The organism is Sporosarcina sp. P16b (assembly GCF_002743065.1).
In the GTDB taxonomy this organism is placed as follows: Bacteria; Bacillota; Bacilli; order Bacillales_A; family Planococcaceae; genus Sporosarcina.
Genome location: NZ_PDYO01000001.1, coordinates 306,236 through 328,983 on the forward strand (window position 1 = coordinate 306,236; position 22,748 = coordinate 328,983).

General features: G+C 41.4%; 25 protein-coding genes and 1 riboswitch. Of the genes, 21 read left to right on the forward strand and 4 right to left on the reverse strand.

Annotation, left to right across the window (positions count from 1 at the left end):
* Positions 1-54: 54 nt before the first annotated feature.
* A complete protein-coding gene (locus tag CSV77_RS01515; RefSeq protein WP_099631515.1) occupies positions 55-585 on the reverse strand; it encodes a helix-turn-helix domain-containing protein in 531 nt (176 codons plus the stop codon).
* 502 nt (positions 586-1,087) lie between these two features.
* Here CSV77_RS01515 and CSV77_RS01520 point away from each other — a divergent pair.
* Positions 1,088-1,933 carry a VOC family protein gene (locus CSV77_RS01520; RefSeq protein ID WP_099672028.1) on the forward strand — a complete coding sequence of 282 codons (846 nt, stop codon included), beginning with the start codon at positions 1,088-1,090 and terminating at the stop codon, positions 1,931-1,933.
* Between the two features lie 129 nt (positions 1,934-2,062).
* On the opposite strand, the gene CSV77_RS01525 is transcribed toward CSV77_RS01520, so the two are convergent.
* Positions 2,063-3,292: a CynX/NimT family MFS transporter gene (locus CSV77_RS01525; protein WP_199203689.1), complete on the reverse strand. Its 1,230-nt coding sequence runs from the start codon at positions 3,290-3,292 to the stop codon at positions 2,063-2,065.
* A gap of 74 nt (positions 3,293-3,366) precedes the next feature.
* Here CSV77_RS01525 and CSV77_RS01530 point away from each other — a divergent pair, with 74 nt between their 5' ends.
* From CSV77_RS01530 to CSV77_RS01540, 3 genes are all read left to right on the forward strand, one after another.
* The gene (locus CSV77_RS01530; protein ID WP_099672030.1) at positions 3,367-4,296 is read left to right on the forward strand and encodes an AEC family transporter; all 930 of its coding nucleotides are present in this window, start codon (positions 3,367-3,369) and stop codon (positions 4,294-4,296) included.
* Positions 4,297-4,523: 227 nt separating this feature from the next.
* Positions 4,524-4,625: riboswitch (purine riboswitch) on the forward strand.
* 130 nt (positions 4,626-4,755) lie between these two features.
* Positions 4,756-5,343, forward strand: coding sequence for a xanthine phosphoribosyltransferase (locus tag CSV77_RS01535; RefSeq protein ID WP_099672031.1), 588 nt, complete (start codon positions 4,756-4,758; stop codon positions 5,341-5,343).
* On the forward strand, positions 5,340-6,695 hold the full coding sequence (locus tag CSV77_RS01540; RefSeq protein ID WP_099672032.1) for a nucleobase:cation symporter-2 family protein: 1,356 nt from the start codon (positions 5,340-5,342) through the stop codon (positions 6,693-6,695). The genes CSV77_RS01535 and CSV77_RS01540 overlap by 4 nt, the downstream gene beginning before the upstream one ends.
* 45 nt (positions 6,696-6,740) lie before the next feature.
* Here CSV77_RS01540 and CSV77_RS01545 read toward each other — a convergent pair whose 3' ends face one another.
* Positions 6,741-7,640, reverse strand: coding sequence for an aldo/keto reductase (locus tag CSV77_RS01545; RefSeq protein ID WP_099672033.1), 900 nt, complete (start codon positions 7,638-7,640; stop codon positions 6,741-6,743).
* Positions 7,641-7,712: 72 nt separating this feature from the next.
* On the opposite strand from CSV77_RS01545, the gene CSV77_RS01550 reads away from it, so the two are divergent.
* The 12 genes from CSV77_RS01550 (at position 7,713) to CSV77_RS01605 (ending at position 18,367) form a co-directional block, all read left to right on the forward strand.
* Complete coding sequence (locus tag CSV77_RS01550) at positions 7,713-8,246, forward strand: NUDIX hydrolase (protein ID WP_099672034.1); 534 nt, start codon at positions 7,713-7,715, stop codon at positions 8,244-8,246.
* Positions 8,247-8,310: 64 nt separating this feature from the next.
* Positions 8,311-8,823: a hypothetical protein gene (locus CSV77_RS01555; protein ID WP_099672035.1), complete on the forward strand. Its 513-nt coding sequence runs from the start codon at positions 8,311-8,313 to the stop codon at positions 8,821-8,823.
* A gap of 96 nt (positions 8,824-8,919) precedes the next feature.
* The gene (gene fur / locus CSV77_RS01560) at positions 8,920-9,396 is read left to right on the forward strand and encodes a ferric iron uptake transcriptional regulator (protein ID WP_099631523.1); all 477 of its coding nucleotides are present in this window, start codon (positions 8,920-8,922) and stop codon (positions 9,394-9,396) included.
* 44 nt (positions 9,397-9,440) lie between these two features.
* The gene (xerD, locus tag CSV77_RS01565; protein ID WP_099672036.1) at positions 9,441-10,331 is read left to right on the forward strand and encodes a site-specific tyrosine recombinase XerD; all 891 of its coding nucleotides are present in this window, start codon (positions 9,441-9,443) and stop codon (positions 10,329-10,331) included.
* A 24-nt stretch (positions 10,332-10,355) separates the two neighbouring features.
* Positions 10,356-11,549, forward strand: a complete 1,194-nt coding sequence (gene deoB / locus CSV77_RS01570) for a phosphopentomutase (protein WP_099672037.1) — start codon at positions 10,356-10,358, stop codon at positions 11,547-11,549.
* 7 nt (positions 11,550-11,556) lie between these two features.
* Positions 11,557-12,855 (forward strand): pyrimidine-nucleoside phosphorylase, encoded by a 1,299-nt coding sequence (locus CSV77_RS01575; protein ID WP_099672235.1) that lies wholly within the window; start codon positions 11,557-11,559, stop codon positions 12,853-12,855.
* Between the two features lie 504 nt (positions 12,856-13,359).
* Positions 13,360-13,713, forward strand: a complete 354-nt coding sequence (locus CSV77_RS01580) for an STAS domain-containing protein (protein ID WP_233212150.1) — start codon at positions 13,360-13,362, stop codon at positions 13,711-13,713.
* Entirely contained in the window at positions 13,703-14,149 is a 447-nt protein-coding gene (gene spoIIAB, locus CSV77_RS01585) for an anti-sigma F factor (RefSeq protein WP_099631527.1), read from the forward strand. Before CSV77_RS01580 ends, spoIIAB begins: the two co-directional genes overlap by 11 nt.
* A 3-nt stretch (positions 14,150-14,152) precedes the next feature.
* Entirely contained in the window at positions 14,153-14,941 is a 789-nt protein-coding gene (locus CSV77_RS01590) for a SigF/SigG family RNA polymerase sporulation sigma factor (protein ID WP_099631528.1), read from the forward strand.
* A 1-nt stretch (position 14,942) separates the two neighbouring features.
* Positions 14,943-16,400: a spore germination protein gene (locus tag CSV77_RS01595; protein WP_099672039.1), complete on the forward strand. Its 1,458-nt coding sequence runs from the start codon at positions 14,943-14,945 to the stop codon at positions 16,398-16,400.
* 86 nt (positions 16,401-16,486) lie between these two features.
* Positions 16,487-17,812, forward strand: coding sequence for a diaminopimelate decarboxylase (lysA, locus tag CSV77_RS01600; protein WP_099672040.1), 1,326 nt, complete (start codon positions 16,487-16,489; stop codon positions 17,810-17,812).
* A 180-nt stretch (positions 17,813-17,992) separates the two neighbouring features.
* Positions 17,993-18,367: a GNAT family N-acetyltransferase gene (locus CSV77_RS01605; RefSeq protein ID WP_233212151.1), complete on the forward strand. Its 375-nt coding sequence runs from the start codon at positions 17,993-17,995 to the stop codon at positions 18,365-18,367.
* Here the strand turns inward: CSV77_RS01605 and CSV77_RS01610 are convergent.
* Positions 18,364-18,873 carry a DUF309 domain-containing protein gene (locus tag CSV77_RS01610; RefSeq protein WP_099672041.1) on the reverse strand — a complete coding sequence of 170 codons (510 nt, stop codon included), beginning with the start codon at positions 18,871-18,873 and terminating at the stop codon, positions 18,364-18,366. The two genes, CSV77_RS01605 and CSV77_RS01610, sit on opposite strands and share 4 nt — an antisense overlap.
* 37 nt (positions 18,874-18,910) lie before the next feature.
* Between CSV77_RS01610 and CSV77_RS01615 the strand changes: the two genes are divergently transcribed.
* From CSV77_RS01615 to resA, 5 genes are all read left to right on the forward strand, one after another.
* Positions 18,911-19,642 (forward strand): segregation/condensation protein A, encoded by a 732-nt coding sequence (locus CSV77_RS01615; RefSeq protein WP_099631532.1) that lies wholly within the window; start codon positions 18,911-18,913, stop codon positions 19,640-19,642.
* Between the two features lie 13 nt (positions 19,643-19,655).
* Complete coding sequence (gene scpB / locus CSV77_RS01620; protein WP_369802714.1) at positions 19,656-20,267, forward strand: SMC-Scp complex subunit ScpB; 612 nt, start codon at positions 19,656-19,658, stop codon at positions 20,265-20,267.
* A complete protein-coding gene (locus CSV77_RS01625) occupies positions 20,264-21,268 on the forward strand; it encodes a D-alanyl-D-alanine carboxypeptidase family protein (protein ID WP_233191592.1) in 1,005 nt (334 codons plus the stop codon). The genes scpB and CSV77_RS01625 overlap by 4 nt, the downstream gene beginning before the upstream one ends.
* 107 nt (positions 21,269-21,375) lie before the next feature.
* Positions 21,376-22,107, forward strand: coding sequence for a pseudouridine synthase (locus CSV77_RS01630; RefSeq protein WP_099636002.1), 732 nt, complete (start codon positions 21,376-21,378; stop codon positions 22,105-22,107).
* A 104-nt stretch (positions 22,108-22,211) separates the two neighbouring features.
* Positions 22,212-22,742, forward strand: a complete 531-nt coding sequence (gene resA / locus CSV77_RS01635) for a thiol-disulfide oxidoreductase ResA (RefSeq protein WP_099631535.1) — start codon at positions 22,212-22,214, stop codon at positions 22,740-22,742.
* The last annotated feature ends 6 nt before the right edge of the window (positions 22,743-22,748 follow it).

Below are 22,748 nucleotides of genomic sequence, written 5' to 3' on the forward strand. Positions count from 1 at the left end.
TGCCGGTACAAGATTGAATTTGGAATAGTGTGCCGGAGAGGGAACAGAATGGTGTCATGTACTTTTATCCTCGGAGTAGACGGCGATAAGTAAGACTGCCTCATCTTCTCCGATGTTTTTTACAAAGTGAGGTACGCTAGCATTCCAACTAAATGAATCGCCTTCCTCTGCAATAACAGAATCTTCGCCTTGTTCAGCAAGAACCGTGCCTTTTAGTACGACATGGCTCTCTTCACCTTCGTGGGCGATCGCTTCACCGGTCGATGTACCGGGTGGTAATTCAACGTGCATCATTCGCAGACCACTTTGCGTAGTAATATGTTCAATTTTTATACCGTTAAACGTTGTGTATACCCGATCAGCTTTCCTAATGACTTTCATATGCTTCTTTTTCTCTAGCAGCAAATAAGGAAGCGGGACGTCTAGAAAGCGAGCGATTTCTTGCAATGTATTAAGGGAGGGAGATGTATTATCATTTTCGATGTTGCTTATAAACCCTTTTGAAAGTCCTATTTGTTCGCTCATCTGTGCGATGGTTATTTTCTTTCTTTTCCGTATATCTCGTATTTTTGAGCCGATTTCCACATGGATCCCCCCAAGAGTATTGTTATGTATGTATATAATAGCACAACTACCTTGACGCTATCTTTCATTTGATGTTATCCTATAGAGAATTAATATTCACATACGAATATTAAAACCGAGTTAAATACTCACAATAAATATATTGACGTGATGCAAGAAAGAATGGTACGTGTTATGAAGTAAATATAAGTTTATAGATATATTTGTTTTAGAGAAGCGAGGAGGTATGTGTAAACCAAGTATTTTACGATGCTGAAAATCAGATGAAATAGGATAAATAATTATTTTTTTACAATCAATGTTCACCTATAGAGATATAATATCCTTAAAAAGATATAATAGTAACTTGAAATGATGCCAGCCAGTTTAAATATGATCTTCAAAGTCCAAACTCATAGAAGTAAACTTTGGTATTGATCGAGTGATATGTAATAGGAAGCGGATAAAAATTTAGATTACGCACATTAGAAACGATACAAGATGGAAGAGGGAGATTATAAAAATGAAAAACTTTCATAAAAAACCTAATACATTTGTTGGACAAGTTAATATAAATGTAATGAATTTGGATGTAGCTCTTGAATTTTACCAACAGGTTATCGGATTTCAAGTACTGGAGCAAACAAATCGAAAAGCGGTTTTAACAGCAGACGGAAAAACAGGATTATTAACGATTGAACAGCCGGTTGATGTACTACCTAAGGAGGAAAGGAGATCTGGTTTATTCCACTTTGCACTTTTGTTACCGACAAGGGCTGACTTATCCGCCTTTTTACGCCATTTATCTAAGACAGGTTCTCGATTCGGAGCATCGGATCACCTGGTAAGTGAAGCACTCTACATTTCGGATCCAGACGGAAATGGTATTGAAGTGTATATAGATCGGCCATCTTCTGAATGGAGTTGGTCTAATGGAGAAGTCAAGATGGTGTCTGACCCATTAGATGGGGAAAGTCTTCTGGCAGTAAGTGATTTGGAATGGAACGGGTTGCCGGCTGATACGATAATGGGCCACATTCATTTGCATGTAGCCGATCTTCAAAAGGCAGAAGAATTTTACACTAGGGGACTAGGTTTTACAGTTGTAAGCCATTATCCTCAAGCTATTTTTATTTCGACGGGCGATTATCATCATCATATTGCCTTAAATACATGGCAAGGAGTAGGTGCTCCCAAACCACAGAAAAATAGTGTGGGTATAAATTGGTACTCGCTTGTTTTCCCAGACGAAGCTGAAAGATCGAAAGTAATGGAACAATTACAGAACCTAGGTGTTTCGTATACGGTTGAAGGTGAGTTGTTTGTGATTGAAGATCCATCAGGAAATAAAATTCAATTAACCGTGTAAATTTCCACACTTATCCCGCCTAAAACGAAGAGCCCCAATTCGCAGATGGATTGGGGCTCTTCGTTTTATTATTGAAATGCGTTTTGTACTAGTAACCTAAGACATTAACCTCGAACGCACTTGCTTTTTTTACACATGCTGTTTTGGTTCAAGCGAAATCAAACGCTTTTTGCCTGCGTACATTCCACTTATAAATAGTATCGTTGCGACAACTATGAAGATATATAGTGGCGCTGTCCATGAACCCGTAAAGTCATGAAGAATACCGAACAACACAGGACCAATAGATGCGAGTAAATAGCCAACCGACTGCGCCATTCCGGAAATTGAAGCCGCTTGGTCTGGTGTATGGGTACGTAAAGTGAAGAACATCATAGCGAGTCCGAATGCTGAACCGCCTCCTAGACCAATGAAAATCATCCAAAGTGCAGTCAGGCTTTCGCTTCCGAATTGTACACCACCATAGCCAATTACATAACAAGCGAAAACAGCTACGACCAGAACACGTTGATCACGTACTTTATCCGCGACCACTGGTATGATAAACATCATAGGCAATTGTGCAAGTTGGACAAGGGCTAACATCCATCCAGCAGCATCAGCAGTCATGCCATTTGTTTGCAACACAACTGGAATCCATGAAGCTGTCGTATAAAATAGGAACGATTGCAGTCCCATGAAAACTGTGATGCTCCAGGCTAGTGGCGAGCGCCAAATAGGCCGAGCAGGTCCCGTCATCTTGTTTTTCTGAACTGTTTTGATAACCTCTTTCTTTTTACGTATTTGAGGAATCCATACGATAATAGCTAACAATGTAATGACTCCCCAAATTCCTAGAGCACCTTGCCAGCCGTAGACAGTTTCATTGGCGATTGGAGAAGCGATACCAGAAGCTAGCGTTGCAGATATACTCATAGAAACAGAGTACAACCCTGTCATTAATCCAATATGGAAGGGAAAGCTCAGTTTAAGAAGGCTTGGTAATAAGACGTTTGCAAAGGCAATTCCGACACCAATTAAAAATGTGCCGATCAGTAGCAAGATACTATTGCCGACAGAACGCATGACAATTCCTATTAGTAAAATAATCATTGCATAGAAAAGTGTTCGCGACATACCAAACCGTTTTGCAATGCGTGGTGTAAAAGGTGATACAATGGCAAATGCCAGTAGTGGGATTGTCGTTAGAAATCCAGCCAATGAATTGGAGATTTGCAGTTGATCGCGAATGTTTCCAATAATAGGTCCGACAGAAGTTAGTGGAGAACGGATGGTAGCAGCTAAAAATAAAATACCCACTAACAGCACCCACTGACTTTTAGGGAAATGTAAATGTTTGCTTGGTCGTTCTGTTTCCATCATGAAGCCTCCTGTATTCCTTGAAGATTGTTCTGAGAAGTATATCGCTGAATCAGCAGAAAGGAGATTCCTTTATGGAGTACTTACTCATAGTCTTTGTAAATGTTATCACACCGATGCTTATTTTATTAGCAATTGGCGTGTTTTTACAAATAAAGTTTACTTTTAATGTTAAAGCGTTAGGGAATATTCTAACCTACTGTTTGATACCCGCCGCTGTGTTCATGAACTTATATCATACCGTCATCGATATAGAAATCTTACTCGATGTATTAATGTTTGTCGTATTATTCACATCCGCTTTAATAATTACTGGCCATATATTTAGTAAATTCTTGCGTTTAAACCGCCAGCAAACCGCCGTAATGAAAAACAGTATTGTGTTGATCAATTCTGGAAACTATGGATTACCCGTCAGTCAGCTAGTCTTTCATGCCAATCCACTCGGAGTGTCCATTCAGATCGTGTTGATTGTCTATCAGAACTTACTGACGTACTCGTATGGATTGTATAATCTCGTGTCTTCCACGCAATCGGGAAAAGACATCGTGAAGCAGTTTCTTCGCATGCCGATTATTCATGCATTGTGGCTAGGTGCTGTGCTTAATTTAACAAATATCCAGCTGCCACAATTTATCGAGTTGCCGATTAGTCATTTATCGGATGCTTTTATCGCCATTGCGCTCATTACACTAGGCGCGCAGTTAGCGCAGATTAAGGTGGAAACGCTATGGAACCGTTTGATCTACCTAAGCGCTATCGGCAGACTCATTATTTCACCAACTGTGGCGTTGCTGTTGATTTTACTGTTAAGAATAGACGGTGTCACGGCCCAGTCACTCTGGATCGCCAGCTCATTTCCAACGTCAAGAAACAGCTCAACGCTGGCATTGGAATATGATGTAGAGTCTGAGCTAGCAGCCCAGATCGTCCTGTTCAATACCGTAGCTAGTAGCTTTACAGTAGGCGTAGTAATTTATCTTTCCTCACTATTTTTCGGGTAAGTAAAAAACGGGGAGTTTATTACAAAGAGAGTCTGGCGTGGGTGTTGGTAAGCGATTGGCACTACTGAGGAGACGCTTCAATACAATGCCTTCTCTTGAAATTACTATTTATCCCAATTCACGCCGACTTTTTGTCAAGAATATGTCCATGTGCTTGCCAGCTTGAAACTATCAAACTAATTGGCAAATATTCGTATTGAAAATTTGTCGAATCATGCTATACTGTTAGCATTCAGTTAAATAAGACTCATATAATCACGGGGATATGGCCCGTAAGTTTCTACCGGTTTACCGAAAATAGACCGACTATGGGGAGAATGAAAAGCAGCTTTCTTTGTCGTTCGACAAGAAATTGCTTTTTCATTTTTAAAAGCGTACATGCCGCTCTCTCATAGTTGTTATATGGGAGTATGGCATATACGCTTTTTTTATTCGGAAAAATGAAGGGAGCACAACGGTGTGGAGTTGTTAAAAAACAAGATTCGACAAGAAGGTAAAGTATTATCGGAAGAGGTATTAAAAGTAGATTCTTTTTTGAATCATCAAATTGATCCATTACTGATGCAGGAAATCGGAAAAGAGTTTGTTAAACGATTTAGCGATCAAAACATCACGAGAATCATCACGATTGAATCTTCGGGTATTGCTCCAGCGACAATGGCGGGAATGATATTGGGCGTTCCGGTAGTGTTTGCCAGAAAACGTAAATCACTTACATTGACGGATCATTTATACTCCGCGAAAGTGTATTCTTTCACTAAGAAAGAATCGAATGATATTTCGGTTTCTCAAGATTTTATTTCAAATGAAGATACGGTTTTGCTCATTGATGATTTCCTTGCGAATGGACAAGCTGCACTCGGACTCATAGATATCGCAAAACAAGCAGGTGCGACTATTGCTGGTGTTGGGATTGTCATCGAAAAATGCTTCCAACCAGGTGGAGATTTGATTCGTAAAGAAGGCGTACGTTTAGAGTCACTGGCTGAGCTCCAGTCACTGAAAAACGGTCAAGTCCAATTCGTCGGGGAGGAAAATAACGGATGAAAACAACACTGCTAGGTTTTCAGCATTTACTAGCTATGTATGCAGGCGCGGTATTGGTACCGCTTATTGTGGGGAATGCCATAGGGTTAACTCCCACACAGCTGACATATCTTGTTTCAATTGATATTTTAATGTGTGGTATCGCTACATTGTTGCAAATTTCACGTAATAAATATTTTGGTGTTGGTCTACCTGTCGTCCTTGGGTGTACGTTCACAGCTGTAGGCCCTATGATTTTGATAGGCAATGATTATGGAATTTCGGCCATTTACGGTGCAGTTATTGCTTCGGGCGTAATCATTTTCTTCATTAGCCGCTTCTTCGGAAGTCTTGTGAAATTCTTCCCTCCAATCGTTACCGGTTCTGTCGTAACAATTATTGGAATCACATTGATTCCTGTTGCGATCAATAATATGGGTGGCGGACAAGGGGCTGAAGACTTTGGCTCAATGACAAATATTTTACTTTCATTTGGAACGTTATTATTCATTGTCTTACTGTTCCGATTCACTTCAGGTTTTATGCAGTCTATTGCTATTTTGTTGGGATTAGTCGTGGGTACGATCGCGGCGATATTCCTCGGCATCGTAGATTTTTCCAACGTACAAGATGCTTCTTATGTTCATATGGTCATGCCGTTTTATCTAGCAACACCTACGTTCCATTTGCTACCGATTGCCATTATGACATTGGTTGCGATGGTGTCACTCGTAGAATCCACCGGAGTATACTTTGCGCTCGGTGATATTTGTGAAAAAGAAATCGATCAAAAAATGTTGGAAAGCGGCTATCGTGCAGAAGGTTTAGCTTCCATTATTGGAGGTATTTTCAACGCATTTCCTTACACGACATTTTCACAAAACGTGGGTTTAATGCAATTATCTGGTGTGAAGTCACGCCGTGTAATATTGGTTACCGCGATCATGCTGATTTCTTTAGGATTCTTGCCGAAAGTAGCCGCTCTTGCAACGATTATTCCTGCGGCAGTACTTGGGGGGGCTATGGTTGCTATGTTCGGAATGGTTGTTTCTCAAGGAATTAAGATGTTGAGTCCTGTTATTTCAAAAACTCAAGATAATGCAATGATCGTAGCGTGTTCTATCGGGATCGGACTTGGCGTTTCGGTTGTACCGGATCTATTCAAGGAATTGCCAGAAAGTGTACAGATCTTAACAAGTAATGGGATTGTACTCGGAAGTATTACGGCTATCTTCTTAAATATCATTTTCAATATGCTGCCTTCAAAAAAGAAGCAAGCGGTCGAACAAGCACGTCAAGCGGAGACTACGTCACGTAGCATTAAAGAAGGATCATCTTCTGTCTTGGTTAGTGCAACAGCTAATCATAAATAACAAAAAAAGAGCAACTGCTTTTTTGCAGTTGCTCTTTTTGTTATTTTATACACGATGCTGATCATATAGATGTTGCTCTGTTTTGTTTGTTACTATCGTCAGCAATTGTCGGTCGATTGGCGTGTCATAAGCTCTTAATGACTCTCGAAGCTGTTGTTGTGTTCTTGCACCAATTAAAGCAGAGGCCACAGCGGGCTCTTTAAGTGCAAAGGCAAGGGCGTATGCATGTAAGTCGCTTGTTTTCTCCGAAAGCGATTGAATTGTCTGCTGTAACTCAGACGATGTGTAAGAAACGAAGCCACTCATTTTCTTCGCACGGTCCACGCCTTCATTCGTCAATAGACCTTTTGCTAGTGTTCCTCTCGTGACAACAGATGCACCTTTTTCTGTAATCATAGAAAAATATTCTTCAGGACGTCGATCGAGCAAGCTATACTGCATCATGACAGAAACTGCATGGCTAGTATTCAGGAAACGTTCGATGACAGTGGGGCGGATACTTGAGATACCGTATTCACGTATGATGCCTTCTTTCTTTAATGTTTCAAACGCCTCGATTGTTTCTTCAGCATCATCTTCCATCGTACCACCGTGAAGTTGGTACAAATCGATATAATCGAGTTGTAATCGTCGTAAACTTTGTTTTACAGCGTTCATTATATAGGCTTTTGAAGGATCCCATGTCCAGGAATCTTCCCCATTCCACTTGTTACCGACTTTCGTTGCGATGATCAACTCTTGACGTTTTTCTTTCAATACTTTTCCTATAAGTTCTTCATTTATTCCTCTATCATACAGATCGGCTGTATCGAAATAGTTGATGCCATGATCCACTGCTTCATCGAGTACGGAACGAGCCGCTTCAAGTTCAGTCGGTAATGACATGCACCCTAATCCAAGTTCGGAAACAAGTAAATTACTAGAACCTATTGTACGCTTCTTCATGTGCTTCACTCCTTTGGTTTCATGGTACAATGAAAACGGGATATAAAACCAATGGAAAGGGTTGAGTGCTGGATGAAGTTTGAAGAAATTACCCTCTCAACAGAACAAATTTTTACAGGTAAAATCATTTCGGTGCAAGTAGACGAAGTAGAATTGCCTGATGGAAAACTAGCAAAAAGAGAATTAGTAAAACATCCAGGAGCCGTGGCGATTATCGCCTTGACTGAAGATAAAAAGCTCGTGTTAGTTGAACAGTACAGAAAGCCTTTGGAACGAACGATGCTAGAAATACCTGCGGGAAAGATTGAGCTTGGGGAAGAACCTAAACTGACGGCAATTCGTGAACTGGAAGAAGAGACAGGTTACCGTGCTAATTCATTCGAATATTTGCAGACTTTCTCAACTTCACCAGGCTTCGCGGATGAAATCATTCATTTATATGTGGCAAAAGAGCTTGAGAAAGTGGAACAGCCTGCGACAGGGGATGAAGATGAATTCATTGAAGTACTGGAGGTAACCGTTGAAGAGGCAGAGGAATTGATTGCGAATGAACGGATTTATGATGCCAAGACGGTTGTGGCTGTCTGGTATGTAAAAAACCTATAAAGGATTGAGCTATTTCTGGACGGACAAGCATATGTTATAGAAACGATGCGGAGGTGTCCTATTTATGGCTCGATCATTGTCTTTTGTATATTTATTCGTTATACTCGCAATTAGTTATATAGGAGGGGCTTTATTATTCAGAGAGTGGCCGATCACGTCACTAGAGCAGGTCATTGGTTTATATGATCAACGTGTGGTGAAGGGATCTGAAGCGGCTTTGTGGTCGCCTGTTGTGGTGACATTGAGCTTTATTCTGTTAGCCATCTTTCTGTCTAAGTATAAAAGAGTCCGTTTTATCACTATGTTTCTCGGTGCTATTAAATGTGCTTTTTTTGGTCTGTCATCCACATATTTATTGTCGACAGGCTTAAAAATGGTATCCTATACGATTTGGTGGTTTCCATTTCAATTAATCAGCTGTTTGTTGTTTTTGATTTTATGTTCGGTGTTGAACCCGCCATTTTTCGCAACACCGGCCAGCAAGAAAGATCGTCCATTAACTGCTGTGCCTCCATTAATTGCATTATTGTTCATCACACAGATACTGGAACTATCGATCTTTCATTTTATTAAGTAATATCCACTACACACTATAATGAACTGAACCTTTCCTTTCTATTGTCATCTGGAACGACAGTTTGGTATAATGGAAACAATTTGAGGGGGGCGTCGTATGGAAAGCCGAATCGAACGAATCAAGAAGCAATTGCACGGGGCCAGCTACAAGTTGACGCCTCAGCGTGAAGCGACTGTAGCAGTTCTTCTGGAAAATGAAGAAGACCATTTAAGTGCAGAAGACGTATTTTTGCTAGTAAAAGAAAAAGCTCCAGATATTGGTCTGGCGACTGTATATCGTACATTAGAATTATTAACTGAACTAAAAGTTGTCGATAAAATTAATTTTGGCGATGGGGTAGCACGTTATGATTTACGAGAAGAAGGTGCTGCAAGGTTCCACCATCACTTAATTTGTCTGGAATGTGGAACGGTTGATGAAATTCAGGAAGATTTGCTTGGCGAAGTAGAAAAGGTCGTGGAAGGTCGTTATGGTTTTACAGTCAAAGATCATTGGCTGACGTTCCATGGAATTTGTAAACGTTGTAAAACGAAAGACGAAGAGAAAGAACAAGAAGACAATGGGATGGCCTAAGCGCTGTCCTTTTTTACTTTTTACAAAAGAAAGGAGGAAAGTCTATGAAAGATGCGCAGTTTGCGTTAGAAGATTATGTGCACTTTTTAACAGTTGAAAGACAATTAGCCCAAAATACGGTGAAGTCGTATCAACGCGACCTGATAGCCTATATACGTTACATCGCAAGTTTAAACTTAGAAACTGTTAATTCTATCGAACGCGCGATGGTTCTACAGTATTTGCAGAAGTTGAAAGATAGTGGTAAATCTAGTCGTACCCTTTCCCGACACATTTCCTCCATTCGTTCATTCCATCAATTTTTAGTGAGAGAACAAATCACGACACATGATTGCACGATTCATATCGAATTGCCTAAAATCGAACAAAAGTTGCCGGACGTCCTCTCTATACCCGAAATTGAACGATTGATCCAGGCCGTTGATGGCAATACTTCACAAGGTATGCGCGATATTGCATTGCTTGAATTGTTATATGGGACTGGAATGCGGGTAAGTGAATTGATAGCGATTAATTTGGCTGATCTTCATTTGACCATGGGTTTTGTGCGGGTATTTGGAAAAGGTAGCAAAGAACGAATAGTACCACTTGGACGTTCTGCAATCGATGCCTGTACGTTGTATTTAAATGAGGGGCGTCCTAAGTTCGTCAGTGATACGGAAGCCTTGTTCCTCAACATGCATGGCAGACGACTGACGAGACAAGGCTGTTGGAAGATCTTGAAAGAAGCAGGAGTGAAGGCGGGAATTCAGAAAGTCATTTCACCGCATTTATTGCGTCACTCATTTGCCACACATTTGATTGAAAATGGGGCTGACTTGCGCGCCGTTCAGGAAATGCTCGGACATGCCGATATTTCCACAACGCAACTTTACACGCATGTCAGCAAAAAACGCTTGAAAGATGTCTACAGTCAATATCATCCGAGAGCGTAAACTACTATTACTGGAGGTTTTCATATGGAAAAATTTCGTTATAATCGTATTCATTTAATCGTACTTGACTCAGTAGGAATCGGCGAAGCACCTGATGCTGAAGCTTTTGGTGATGTTGGATCTAATACGCTTGGACATATCGGTGAAGAGATGGATGGACTGAACCTACCAAACTTGGAACGTCTCGGTCTTGCGAATATTGCACCGATCAAAGGACTTGCACCTCAAAAAGAAGCGCAAGGATATTACACAAAAATGCAAGAAGCATCTGTCGGTAAAGATACGATGACAGGTCACTGGGAAATCATGGGCTTGCGTATCGATGATGCATTCAAAGTGTATCCAAATGGTTTTCCAAAAGAATTAATAGATGAATTGGAATTGAAAACGGGTAGAAAAATCATCGGAAATAAACCAGCAAGCGGTACGGAAATCATCGAAGAACTAGGCGAAGAGCATATGAAGACAGGCGCTCTCATTGTTTACACGTCTGGTGACCCTGTACTGCAAATTGCTGCACATGAAGAAATTATTCCAATTGAAGAGCAATATCGGATTTGTGAAATTGCCAGAGAACTTACGTTGCAACCTGAATTTTTAGTAGGTCGCGTGATTGCACGTCCGTTTATTGGGGAACCGGGTACATTTACTCGAACTACAAATCGTCATGATTATGCATTGAAGCCATTTGGGAAAACGGTAATGAATGAATTGCAGGATAAAGGCTTTGACGTAATCGCCATCGGTAAAATTGCCGATATTTACAATGGTGAGGGCGTGACGGAAGCAGTCCGGACAACAGGAAACATGGACGGTGTAGATAAGCTAGTTTCGGTGATGGAAAAAGAGTTTGAAGGCCTCAGTTTCGTTAATCTCGTAGACTTTGATGCATTATATGGTCACCGTCGCGATCCGATTGGTTACGGTAAGGCACTTGAAGAATTTGATGCACGTTTGCCTGAAATTATCGATGCCGTGCAACCAGACGATTTACTGATCATCACAGCAGACCACGGGAATGACCCGGTTCATGAAGGAACGGATCATACAAGAGAATATGTACCGTTACTCGTCTATTCCCCTTCAAATAAAGGAGCAGGGCAATTGCCCATCCGTAAAACGTTCTCTGACGTCGGAGCGACAATTGCTGAGAACTTCCAGGTAGAAATGCCTGAACATGGTGAGAGTTTCTTGTCTGCATTGGTGAAGGAGGACTAATTGTATGCTGCGCATGGTAGATATCATTGAAAACAAGCGAGACGGAAAAGAACTAACTAAAGAACAGATTTGGTTTTTTGTGACGGGTTATACAGATGGCTCAATCCCTGATTATCAGGCGAGTGCTTTCTTGATGGCCATTTACTTTAAGGGGATGACTACAGAGGAACAAGGCTATTTAACGATGGCCATGGCGGAGTCTGGTGATCAAATCGATTTATCTGCAATTGAAGGAGTGAAGGTAGACAAACACTCAACGGGCGGAGTAGGAGATACTACGACACTGATCTTAGCACCACTTGTCGCAGCGTGCGGTGTACCGGTTGCTAAAATGAGTGGTCGAGGACTAGGCCATACAGGTGGCACACTGGATAAGCTTGAAGCAATTGACGGCTTCCACGTAGAGATTTCAACGGAACAATTTATTCAACAGGTCAATGATTTGAAGATCGCTGTAATTGGGCAAAGTGGTAATTTGACGCCAGCCGATAAAAAACTATATGCGTTGAGGGATGTCACAGCGACCGTCAATAGCATTCCGCTGATTGCAAGCTCTATCATGAGTAAAAAGCTAGCGGCGGGCGCAGATGCTATCGTATTAGACGTCAAGACAGGCGCGGGAGCCTTTATGAAAACAGTAGAAGAATCAAAACGACTGGCAGATGCCATGACTGCGATCGGAAATGAAGTGGGAAGAAACACAAGTGCTGTTATTTCGGATATGAGCCAACCACTAGGATTTGCTATAGGTAATGCACTTGAAGTAAGGGAAGCTATTGATACACTACAAGGAAAAGGTCCAGCCGATCTAACGGAGTTGTGTGTAGTTCTGGGTAGCAAGATGTTGCTTGCAGCGAACAAAGCAGAAACTGAAGAAGACGCACGCAAACAATTGCAGAACGTCGTAGAAAATGGTGACGCACTGCGCTTGTTCGGCGAGTTAATCAAAGCACAAGGCGGCAACGAAAAAATTATAGAGAATACCAATCTATTGCCGCAAGCACAGTATCAAATTGAAGTTCCGGCTAGTAAAAGTGGCTATGTATCCATGATCGATGCCGATGAAATAGGCGTAGCTGCCATGCTTCTTGGCGCTGGTCGTGCAACAAAAGAAGACGTCATAGATCTTGCGGTTGGGATTGTGCTGCGCAAGAAAATAGGTGACTTTGTAGAAATTGGGGAGACACTTGCTATTCTCCATGCAAACACGGAACAAGTGGATGAATCGATCAAATTACTGCAAACTCATATGCATATCACAAAGGAAAAAACTGAAGCACCACCGCTTATACATTCCTTATACTGAATAAAAGCCATGTGCCTGAAGCACACCAAGAAATTGGTTCTTCTAGGGCGCATGGCTTTTTTGTCGTTCATGTGTAAAAACAAATTCAACTGTACATACTCTTGTGTAGCTCGAAGTAGGAGCGAAGGAGAGGCTCGCTGTAAATTCAGTGCAAGGCTAACGGGTATCTTTAGCTAGTCAGTGAAGAATGTATATTCGTGTTATTCCAATTAAACACGGCACTTCAGTTGCTAGTAAGTGAAAGACAGCGAGTGCATAGAAGAGATCTAACTGCTTCGCATATTCTCCAAAATGCCGTTCTTTGTGACAGCGTTTTAGAGAGATTAGCTTGAACGCTGTGAACCTCTGGAAGGTCCGCTTGGAACGTTGATTGATACTTACCAGCCCATTTAATTTCTGTCACAACGTAAGAAGTTTTAGGGACAGCTGACTAGTTTTGTCAAAACTAAAGGATGACCGTTCTAAATGTGCGACAATGCCTTCATGAAGGAGGCGTATCTACACATGTCAACTATTACACAACTGGAAAATGGCATTGTCTTAATCACGCTAGCAGGAGAACTCGATAACCACGAAGCCAATCAAATTAGAGAAGAAGTATCTACCGCTATATTCACGGGAAAGACGCGTGCAATCATCTGGGACCTCTACCATCTAGGCTTCATGGACAGCGCAGGGATCGGACTTATTCTCGGAAGAATGCGCGATCTAGTTCCTGTTAACGGAGAAACGCTCATATTGAATCCATCTCCGACAATGCAGAAACTATTTCAATTTTCGGGTCTTGGTGATGTCGTCAGAATATGTACAGTCGAAGAAGCAATCGACGAAATCGGAGGGGTTGTACATGAAAAATGAAATGACCTTGTCGTTTCTAGCGATAGAACAAAATGAAGCACTTGCCAGAATGGCACTCACCTGTTTTATTGCACCATTGGATCCGACACTGGAAGAAATTTCGGAATTTAAAACAATTGTTTCAGAAGCTGTTACGAATGCTATTATCCACGGTTACGAATGCGATGGTAAAAGTATGGTGAAGATCCATGCGTCAATTGATGACCGCTCAGTTAAAATGACGGTCACAGATGAGGGAATGGGTATCTTTGACATTGAGCAAGCAATGGAGCCGATGTTTACGACCAAACCACAAATGGAGCGCTCCGGTATGGGCTTTACGATTATGGAAAGTTTCTCGGACGGTATCCGTGTAGATTCTACCCTTGGAAATGGGACAATCGTGACATTTGAGAAGAATTTTTCTCCGGTCACAGAAGTAAGTAGAATGAGGTGACGTATGGAAGCATCTGTTGAGAAGCAACACGCTCTATTGTCACAAGAAAAAATGCGAGAACTCATCAAAGAATCACAAGCGGGTGACAAAGAAGCTAGGCGAATGATGGTAGAAGGCAATACAAGACTTGTGTGGTCCATCGTTCAACGCTTTGCTTCGCGTGGTGCGGATTTAGAAGATTTATTTCAAATAGGCTGCATTGGCTTGATGAAATCAATAGATAAGTTCGATTTATCCTATGAGGTGAAGTTTTCAACGTATGCGGTACCGATGATTGTGGGAGAAATACAACGTTATTTACGTGATGATGGAATGGTGAAAGTAGGCCGTACCATTCGTGAGTTAAGTTATAAAATTCGTCATGCAACCGATGATTTCTTTAAGAAAAATGGACGTTCACCCTCCATTTCAGAAATGGCGGAAATATTAGAAGTAAAACAAGAAGATATTATCCTAGCCTCTGATGCGCTCCGTGATCCTGCCTCGTTGCATGAACAATTGTATGAGAGTGACGGAGACAGCCTGACGTTAATGGATCAATTGCGAGACGATAGATCAGAGAGGGTATTCGACCATATTCCGTTACGGGATGTCATTACTCGGTTGAATAAACGTGATCAGACGATCATTTATATGCGCTATTATTTAGATTACACACAAAGTGATATTGCGAAACGTATTGGAATATCACAAGTACAAGTATCACGGTTGGAAAAGAAAATTCTAGCTCAAATGAAAACATGGATGGGCGCAGATGCCGAAGAAGCGCTCGAGAAGGTGAGGAGACCGTAATTTGACCGATACACTATTTACGTCCATACGAGAAGGGGAAAGGTGGTTCATCAACCAGTTTGGCATAGACGAAACATATGATGCGACTAAACGGTTGATCCACCTATGGGATAAAGAAATACTTCTTCTGTATATGAACGGTTTAGTGGATGGAGAGGTCTTAACAACCTTAATGACAGAAATGCAGTATCGTAATGATTTATATACAAGTGAAGATGTTGAAAACATTGATCGTGCAATGATGGATTATTTTCCGTATCATTCGGTGGAAATCGTCAAGGATGAAGATCAACTCGCGAAAGTTATTTTAAGTGGGTTAGCTGTATTCATTATGAAAGATGGTTTCACATTCGCACTTGATGTGCGGTCATACCCGGGCAGAACTCCTGAGGAACCTGATACGGAAAAAGTCATACGAGGCTCAAGAGACGGTTTTACGGAAAATATCCTGACGAACACCGCATTAGTTCGAAGACGTTTACGTACAACGGAACTACGATTTGAAATGCATGAGACGTCCGTAAAAGGCAAAACGGACATTGCCATTGCCTTCATGAAAGGCGCCGCTAATGAAGGTCATTTAAATTTTGTGCGGGAGCGACTGGATGCATTGAAAACTGATGGCTTGACGATGACCGATAAATCACTCGAGGAATTTCTATTTAAACAAGGATTTCATCCGATGCCGTTCGTTCGGTATACGGAACGTGCGGATATATGTGCGGCGCATTTACTCGAAGGACATATTGCGATCATCGTGGATACGTCTCCTTCCGTCATTTTAGTACCTGTTACGCTTGTGCATCATCTGCAACATGCGGAAGAATATAGACAAGCGCCTTTGATCGGTACTTTCATCCGGATGGTACGCTTCATAGGGACATTTTTAAGTCTAGTGATGTTGCCGTTTTGGTATTTGATGTCAGTCGAAAATCAATTCGTTCCAGAAGCAATCAAGTATATCGGTCCGAATGAATGGGGAGAAGTTCCGTTATTTGTCCAATTGTTGATAGCTGATGTCGGTATAGAAGTGTTGCGGATGGCCGCAATCCATACACCTACACCGCTGTCGACCGCGATGGGACTCGTTGCTGCTATCGTCATTGGGCAAGTGGCGATTGACGTAGGCTTGTTCTCTTCGGAAGTGGTTTTATACGTGGCGGTCAGTGCTATTTTAACATTTGCCATTCCGTCATTTGAATTAAGTATTACGACAAAAGTGTTCAGGGTTTTCTTGTTAGTTTCCACGGCGTTACTAGGGGCCCCGGGCTTTTTCATAGCACTTGCTGTAATTTACTATTATTTATGTTCATTAAAACCGATGGATGTGCCATATTTGTGGCCGTTCACTCCATTCTTCCCGAAAGCTTTGTTGCGTGTGTTGATTCGTTTCCCTATGACAATCGACGATCCACGGCCGTTTATCACGGAATCGCCGAACCGTGATAGAATGTCATAGGACGATTTAGACATTCCGCATGTCGTTGCCACTTCCCGTCTTTTTGTGATAAAGTTATCTGAGAGAATTCGGGAGGGGTATGGGACATGCATCTTTATGGAACACAGGCAGTGAATGAAAACGGTCATCTGACAATCGGTGGAGTGGACGTTTCCGAACTGGCTACACAATACGGAACACCGGTTATGGTCTATGATACAGAGTTATTCAAAGAGCGTGCGCAGGCATTTAAAGAAATGTTTGAGAAAAAAGATATTAAAGCACAAGTTGCGTATGCGAGTAAAGCCTTTTCTTCAATCGCGATTTATCAACTGGCAGAACAGCAAGGGTTGTCTCTTGATGTTGTTTCAGGTGGAGAATTGTATACGGCTGTAGCCGCAGGATTCCCACGTGAGCGGATTCATTTCCATGGCAATAATAAAAGCAGAGAAGAACTAGTATATGCATTTGAAGAGAAAATTGGATGCATCGTAGTCGACAATTTCTTGGAAATCGACATGATCAAAGAAATTGCGGACGAGCGAAAGCAAACAATGAATGTCTTAATCCGTGTAACACCGGGCATTGAAGCACATACACACGACTATATTACGACAGGCCAGGAAGATTCAAAGTTTGGTTTTGATTTGAAAAATGGTCAAACGAATCAAGCATTCCTAGCTTTGCACGATCATCAATACATTCATTTCCTTGGCATGCATTGTCATATAGGCTCGCAGATTTTTGAAACCGATGCATTCAAATTTGCAGCAGAAGTGTTGATGGAGAGAATGGTTGAGTGGCGAAAGAATTATCAATTTATCTGTCCGGTCTTAAATCTGGGTGGAGGATTTGGTATTCGCTATACTGAAGAAGATACGCCGCTTGAGCCAGCTGTCTATGTAGAGGAAATGGCAGATGTAGTGAAAAAGATGGCAGAGGAATATGAATATCCAATTCCTGAAATTTGGATTGAACCCGGCCGCTCGCTTGTCGGAGATGCAGGAACGACCATTTATTCTGCTGGCAGCACGAAAGTTGTGCCGGGTGTCCGTACATACGTAGCAGTAGATGGCGGAATGTCTGATAATATTCGCCCGGCTTTATATGACGCGCACTATTCTAGTGCACTTGCGAACCGGATGAACGAACCACATGACCAGCAATGGACAGTTGCAGGAAAGTGCTGTGAGTCAGGTGATAAATTAATTGAAAAAGCCCATTTGCCCAATGTGGAAACCGGTGATTTACTAGCTGTCTTTTGTACAGGAGCCTACACGTACTCCATGGCCAGCAATTATAACCGTTTGCCTCGACCTGCCGTTGTCTTTGTAGAAAAAGGGCAACATCAGTTAGTGGTAAGACGCGAAACTTACGAAGACATCATTAAATTAGACCTTCCGTTGCAATCAGATGAGAAGGAGAGTTTCTGATGAAAAAGAAAAATGTCATTCTTTTCGTTTCAATTGTTGCGATGGCTATAATTTGGGGAGTCATCTATTGGTATTTTGTTGTTCCTGTAATTGATCCGCGTTATAAATAATGCGCGAGTTGAAGAAAACGGTGTAATGGTGTAAACTGTAAAAAGGATTTCTGAAAAGAAGGGGTTACTATTGAATCTTATTCGATTTAAGAAGGCACAAGAGAAAATTGCTATGGGCTTTTTATCTTATATCCCTAGTGAGAAGATGTTATGCAAATTGCAAGAGACTGTTCAGCAATATCTGTGTGACGAACAGTGGCAGCTATTTCTTTACAAAGAAGCAGAAGATTACATCGGATTAATAGGGGTAGAAGTCAACGACAATGACAAGGTGTACACTATTCAGCATATTTCGGTCAACCCATCTTTTCGGGGAGAAGGAATTGCCTTTAAGATGGTGAAGGAATTGCAGGAGATCTATCCAGGATACGGCTGTAAAAGTACGGACTTTACAGAGCCATTTATACAAAGTTGTTTAAGAAAAGAAGAAGGCGCAGATCTTTAACGGCTGCCCTTCTTCTTTTCTTCACGTTGTAAAAGAATATCTGTCCTGTCTCGTTGCATATGCTTATGAATAACAGACGTGCTGTTTTTAGGTAGTAATACCATCCGAGGCTTGGATTTCTCTGCTTCCACTTGCAACCCTGGAGAGACTGGAAGCTGAAATGAATAGAAATCTTCACCTGTTTCAATGCGTGTAAGGCAATGCTCTAGTTGCATGATGATTTCAGCAATAGACACTTCTTTAAGATAGTCATCAAATTGTACAGGCATCTCGCGGAAGCGTGTGATGGCCTTGTTCAAAGTACGCGAAGCACCTGCTGTATTTCCTCTGCGCCAATGATATAATCCAGTAGCCATAAGAATATAGCCTGTTAGCGGATGGTCTTTTGAAAAGTTCTCTTGTTCTTTCCAATATTCCTCCAGCACTTCATGGCACTCGAAATAATCTTGATTGTCATTGAAATACACAATAAACTGTAGAAAAAGAGGATGGTAGTAAGGGTGCATCCGAATCATTCCTTTCTGGTTAGGTAGGTTGGTGAAAATGAGTTATAGTGTAAAACTCGAAGTCTTCGAAGGACCGCTTGATCTGTTATTGCATTTGATCAATCGGCTCGAAATTGATATTTATGACATCCCCATGGCGGAGCTAACACAGCAGTACATAGAACATTTGCATGCCATGCGCGTTCTTCGATTGGATGAATTAAGTGAATACCTTGTACTGGCAGCGACGTTGCTTGAAGTAAAAAGCAAAATGCTGTTGCCGGTCAATGAAGAAGAAGCGTTCATCGAAGAATTCGGTTATGAGGAAGACCCGCGTGAAGAATTGATTGCTCGATTAATGGAATATCGAAAGTTTAAAGAAGCGGCCAACTCTCTTCGTGAATCCGCAGCATATCGTGATGAGCATTTCACCAAGGAGCCTGAAGACTTAACGGATTATGGTGAACCGCTTGTAACCGAGACGGAAGATCAGCTAAATGTTTTTGACTTGATTGGTGCATTTCAGAAAATGCTACACAGAAAGAAACTCAAGCTGCCTCTTACAGCGAGTATAACAAAATCTGAACAATCTGTCGGGGATAAGATGTCATCGATCATGAGTAAGTTAGAACTATGTGGTGGAGAATGTGATTTCCATGCACTTTTTGAAACGACAACTGTACCTGAGCTCGTATTAACATTTTTATCATTGCTCGAACTAATGAAATTGCAAGAAGTGAAAGTACGACAAAGTAATAATTTTGAAGAATTACGAATCTCGTTGATCTGAAGGGATGATAGGAATGGACATCGAAACCCGTTTCATTGGGATGACGGAAAGTTTTTTATTCGTTGCAGGTGAAGAGGGGTTAACTCTTGCACAGTTAGCCACATTGTTAAAATGCGGAGAGCAAAAAGCAGAACAAGTACTGAATTTGTTACAAGAGGCATATGACGAAGATGACACACGTGGCATAACGTTAAAAAGTTATGGCGGAAGTTTCCGCTTAATGACGAAGAGTGAATGGGCAGATGACATCAAAAGAATGTTAGAAGATCCAAAACCGTCTACGTTCACACAAGCGGCACTCGAGGTGCTTGCCATCATTGCTTACAAGCAACCTGTAACGCGCGTAGAGATCGATGACTTGCGTGGTGTAAAGTCTGAGCGTGCATTGTCTTCATTGGCAGGTAAAGGCTTCGTAGAGGAAGTAGGGCGCATGGATGGACCTGGCCGGCCTATTTTATATGGTACGACAACTTTTTTCCTAGATCGTTTTGGACTGACATCGCTCGAAGATATGCCCCCGCTGTCACTTGACGAAGAACAGGAAACATCGGAGGAAACGGATTTATTCATGACAAAATTCCAAGAGGCATTTTCCATTACAGAAGAAGGAGGACATGATGCTTGAGAAAGATTTTGGTCATCGTTCTACTGATAGTTGGATTATTGATGAATCCCGTAAGTAGTCAGGCGGCAGGTTCGTCTTTTGCAGTGATAGATGGAGAGAATGGTAGGTTGTTGATGGGATCAAATGAACATGAACCACTACCCATCGCAAGTTTAACTAAAATGTGGACGGCTTATACTTTTTTGGAGTTAAAGCCCCATGAAGAAGAGACGGTCATTTCCTCAGATGCCGCAACGGCAGAAGGGTCATCTATTTATCTTGAAACGGGTCAAGTAATGAAGACGAAAGATCTGTTATACGGTCTCATGCTTCGTTCAGGTAATGATGCAGCGTCGGCACTGGCTGAACATGCAGGTGGGTCACTTGAAGGATTCGTCTATCTAATGAATGAATTGGCGCAAAGTCACGGATTGGAGCAGACGCATTTTATGAATCCGTCCGGTTTGCACGGTGAGCATCATCTGGCGTCTGCATATGACACGGCTAAAATGTTGTACTTTGCCATGAAGAATCCGGAATTCCGTAAAATAGCTTCAACAAAGAACTATCCTTTTGAAACGGAACATGGTAAAAACAGTTGGCAAAACAAACATCGCCTAGTGCTATCTGAACCTACTGCTGTTGCAGGCAAAACAGGTTTCACAAAAGCAGCGGGACGTACATTGGCTACTTATTTTGAAAAGGATGGAAAGTCTGTCATTGTCGTTACGCTAAATAATGGAGACGATTGGCAAGTCCATAAACAGTTATCTCAGCAAGTGTTTTCCGAATATCAATCGTATACAGCAGTGAAAAAAGGGAAGTATCAAGTATTTCCTCATATGACCGCAAAGTTAGATCAATCTGTTAAAGTACTTCTAACGAAAAAAGAGAAAAAAATGTTGTCCAATGTGTTACAGATTCCACAAGCAGATGAACAACAGAAAAAAGGCTATTGGTCTATTTATTTAGGTACAGAACCCATTAAGACGGTAGCGGTAGATATCGTGACCGAAAAGTGAATAGAAAACACACTATTTCGAAGATTGTCCTACACAGGTCAGTCTTCTTTTCATTTGCCCCAAAGTGTGACATAATTTTTTCAGTATGTAACATCAAGGAGGAACCCATGGAAAGATTACAAAAGGTATTGGCACAAGCCGGCGTGGCATCAAGAAGAAAGTCAGAAAAACTAATATTGGACGGTTTAGTTAAAGTGAATGGTAAAGTCATAACGGAACTAGGCACAAAAGTTAGCAGAATGGACACAATTGAAGTAGAAGGCGTTCAACTGACAAAAGAAACACCTGTCTATTATTTACTTTATAAACCACGCGGTTATATCTCGACTGTAGATGATGAAAAAGGTCGTAAAACCGTAATGGATCTAATTCCTGAAGTCAGCCAGAGAATATTCCCTGTCGGTAGACTGGACTATGATACATCAGGCGTATTGCTGATGACGAACGATGGAGATTTCTCGTATTTAATGACTCATCCAAAATTCGAAATTAAAAAGAAATATGTGGCTAAAGTAAAAGGAATTCCTTCTCGTGATGATCTCAAGAAATTGGAGACAGGAATCGAACTAGAAGACGGAAGTACTGCTCCTGCGCGTGTGAAAATGACGAGCTCAGATAAAAAAACGAATTCTGCGATTGTCGAGATCACAATCCATGAAGGGCGTAACCGTCAAGTCCGAAGAATGTTCGATGCAATTAATTGTCCCGTGCAAAAATTAAAGCGTGAAGAGTTTGCTAACTTGACAACTCGCGGATTGAATGCCGGAGAAGCGCGTGAACTAACAAGGCATGAATTGAAACAACTACGCGTGTTAGCAGAAACAGGAAAGATCGGCTAAGAAAGTGTCAAAAGTTCACAAACCTATCACTAGTGCCGGGCCAACTGATTTTATGTTTTGCTATAATAGCAGTTGGAACATAAATTAGACAGGAGGTTATATGATTGGCCAAAAATAAAAAGACTATCAGGCTAATTAGCAGAACAGCCCTTCTATTAATTTTAGCTGCGATTATTGTCTACGCAATTACTTCAAAAGATAAAGTGAAAGTTTTGGCGGAAGGGGATACAGCGCCTGATTTTGAGCTTGTAGATTTAGAAGGAAATAAACATCAGTTGTCGGATTACAAAGGGCAAGGCGTATTCCTGAATTTCTGGGGCACATGGTGTCCACCTTGTAAAAAGGAAATGCCTCATATGGAGGATCTCTATAAAGACTTTGAAGCGAAGGGTGTACATATCCTGACTGTCAACGTAGGAGAACCAAAAGTGAAAATAGAACTTTTTAGAGACGACATGGACCTTTCATTCCCGATGTTATGGGATAAGAACAAAACTGTTATGGATTTGTATAATATCAAACCATTACCTACAACTTTCCTCATCAATTCAGAAGGAAAGATTACGAAAGTCATTAAACAGGGAATGACAGAACAGCAAATTTACGAGTATTTAGAAAGCATTCAACCAAAGTAAGGAGAT

What these genes read in the sequence shown, in the direction of transcription:
- CSV77_RS01520 (WP_099672028.1), top strand. Translation starts at nt 1,088, where the DNA reads ATGAAAAACTTTCATAAAAAACCTAATACATTTGTTGGACAAGTTAAT.
- CSV77_RS01525 (WP_199203689.1), bottom strand. Translation starts at nt 3,292, where the DNA reads ATGGAAACAGAACGACCAAGCAAACATTTACATTTCCCTAAAAGTCAG.
- CSV77_RS01530 (WP_099672030.1), top strand. Translation starts at nt 3,367, where the DNA reads ATGGAGTACTTACTCATAGTCTTTGTAAATGTTATCACACCGATGCTT.
- CSV77_RS01540 (WP_099672032.1), top strand. Translation starts at nt 5,340, where the DNA reads ATGAAAACAACACTGCTAGGTTTTCAGCATTTACTAGCTATGTATGCA.
- CSV77_RS01545 (WP_099672033.1), bottom strand. Translation starts at nt 7,640, where the DNA reads ATGAAGAAGCGTACAATAGGTTCTAGTAATTTACTTGTTTCCGAACTT.
- CSV77_RS01550 (WP_099672034.1), top strand. Translation starts at nt 7,713, where the DNA reads ATGAAGTTTGAAGAAATTACCCTCTCAACAGAACAAATTTTTACAGGT.
- CSV77_RS01555 (WP_099672035.1), top strand. Translation starts at nt 8,311, where the DNA reads ATGGCTCGATCATTGTCTTTTGTATATTTATTCGTTATACTCGCAATT.
- fur (WP_099631523.1), top strand. Translation starts at nt 8,920, where the DNA reads ATGGAAAGCCGAATCGAACGAATCAAGAAGCAATTGCACGGGGCCAGC.
- xerD (WP_099672036.1), top strand. Translation starts at nt 9,441, where the DNA reads ATGAAAGATGCGCAGTTTGCGTTAGAAGATTATGTGCACTTTTTAACA.
- deoB (WP_099672037.1), top strand. Translation starts at nt 10,356, where the DNA reads ATGGAAAAATTTCGTTATAATCGTATTCATTTAATCGTACTTGACTCA.
- CSV77_RS01580 (WP_233212150.1), top strand. Translation starts at nt 13,360, where the DNA reads ATGTCAACTATTACACAACTGGAAAATGGCATTGTCTTAATCACGCTA.
- spoIIAB (WP_099631527.1), top strand. Translation starts at nt 13,703, where the DNA reads ATGAAAAATGAAATGACCTTGTCGTTTCTAGCGATAGAACAAAATGAA.
- CSV77_RS01590 (WP_099631528.1), top strand. Translation starts at nt 14,153, where the DNA reads ATGGAAGCATCTGTTGAGAAGCAACACGCTCTATTGTCACAAGAAAAA.
- lysA (WP_099672040.1), top strand. Translation starts at nt 16,487, where the DNA reads ATGCATCTTTATGGAACACAGGCAGTGAATGAAAACGGTCATCTGACA.
- CSV77_RS01610 (WP_099672041.1), bottom strand. Translation starts at nt 18,873, where the DNA reads ATGCACCCTTACTACCATCCTCTTTTTCTACAGTTTATTGTGTATTTC.
- CSV77_RS01615 (WP_099631532.1), top strand. Translation starts at nt 18,911, where the DNA reads ATGAGTTATAGTGTAAAACTCGAAGTCTTCGAAGGACCGCTTGATCTG.
- scpB (WP_369802714.1), top strand. Translation starts at nt 19,656, where the DNA reads ATGGACATCGAAACCCGTTTCATTGGGATGACGGAAAGTTTTTTATTC.
- CSV77_RS01630 (WP_099636002.1), top strand. Translation starts at nt 21,376, where the DNA reads ATGGAAAGATTACAAAAGGTATTGGCACAAGCCGGCGTGGCATCAAGA.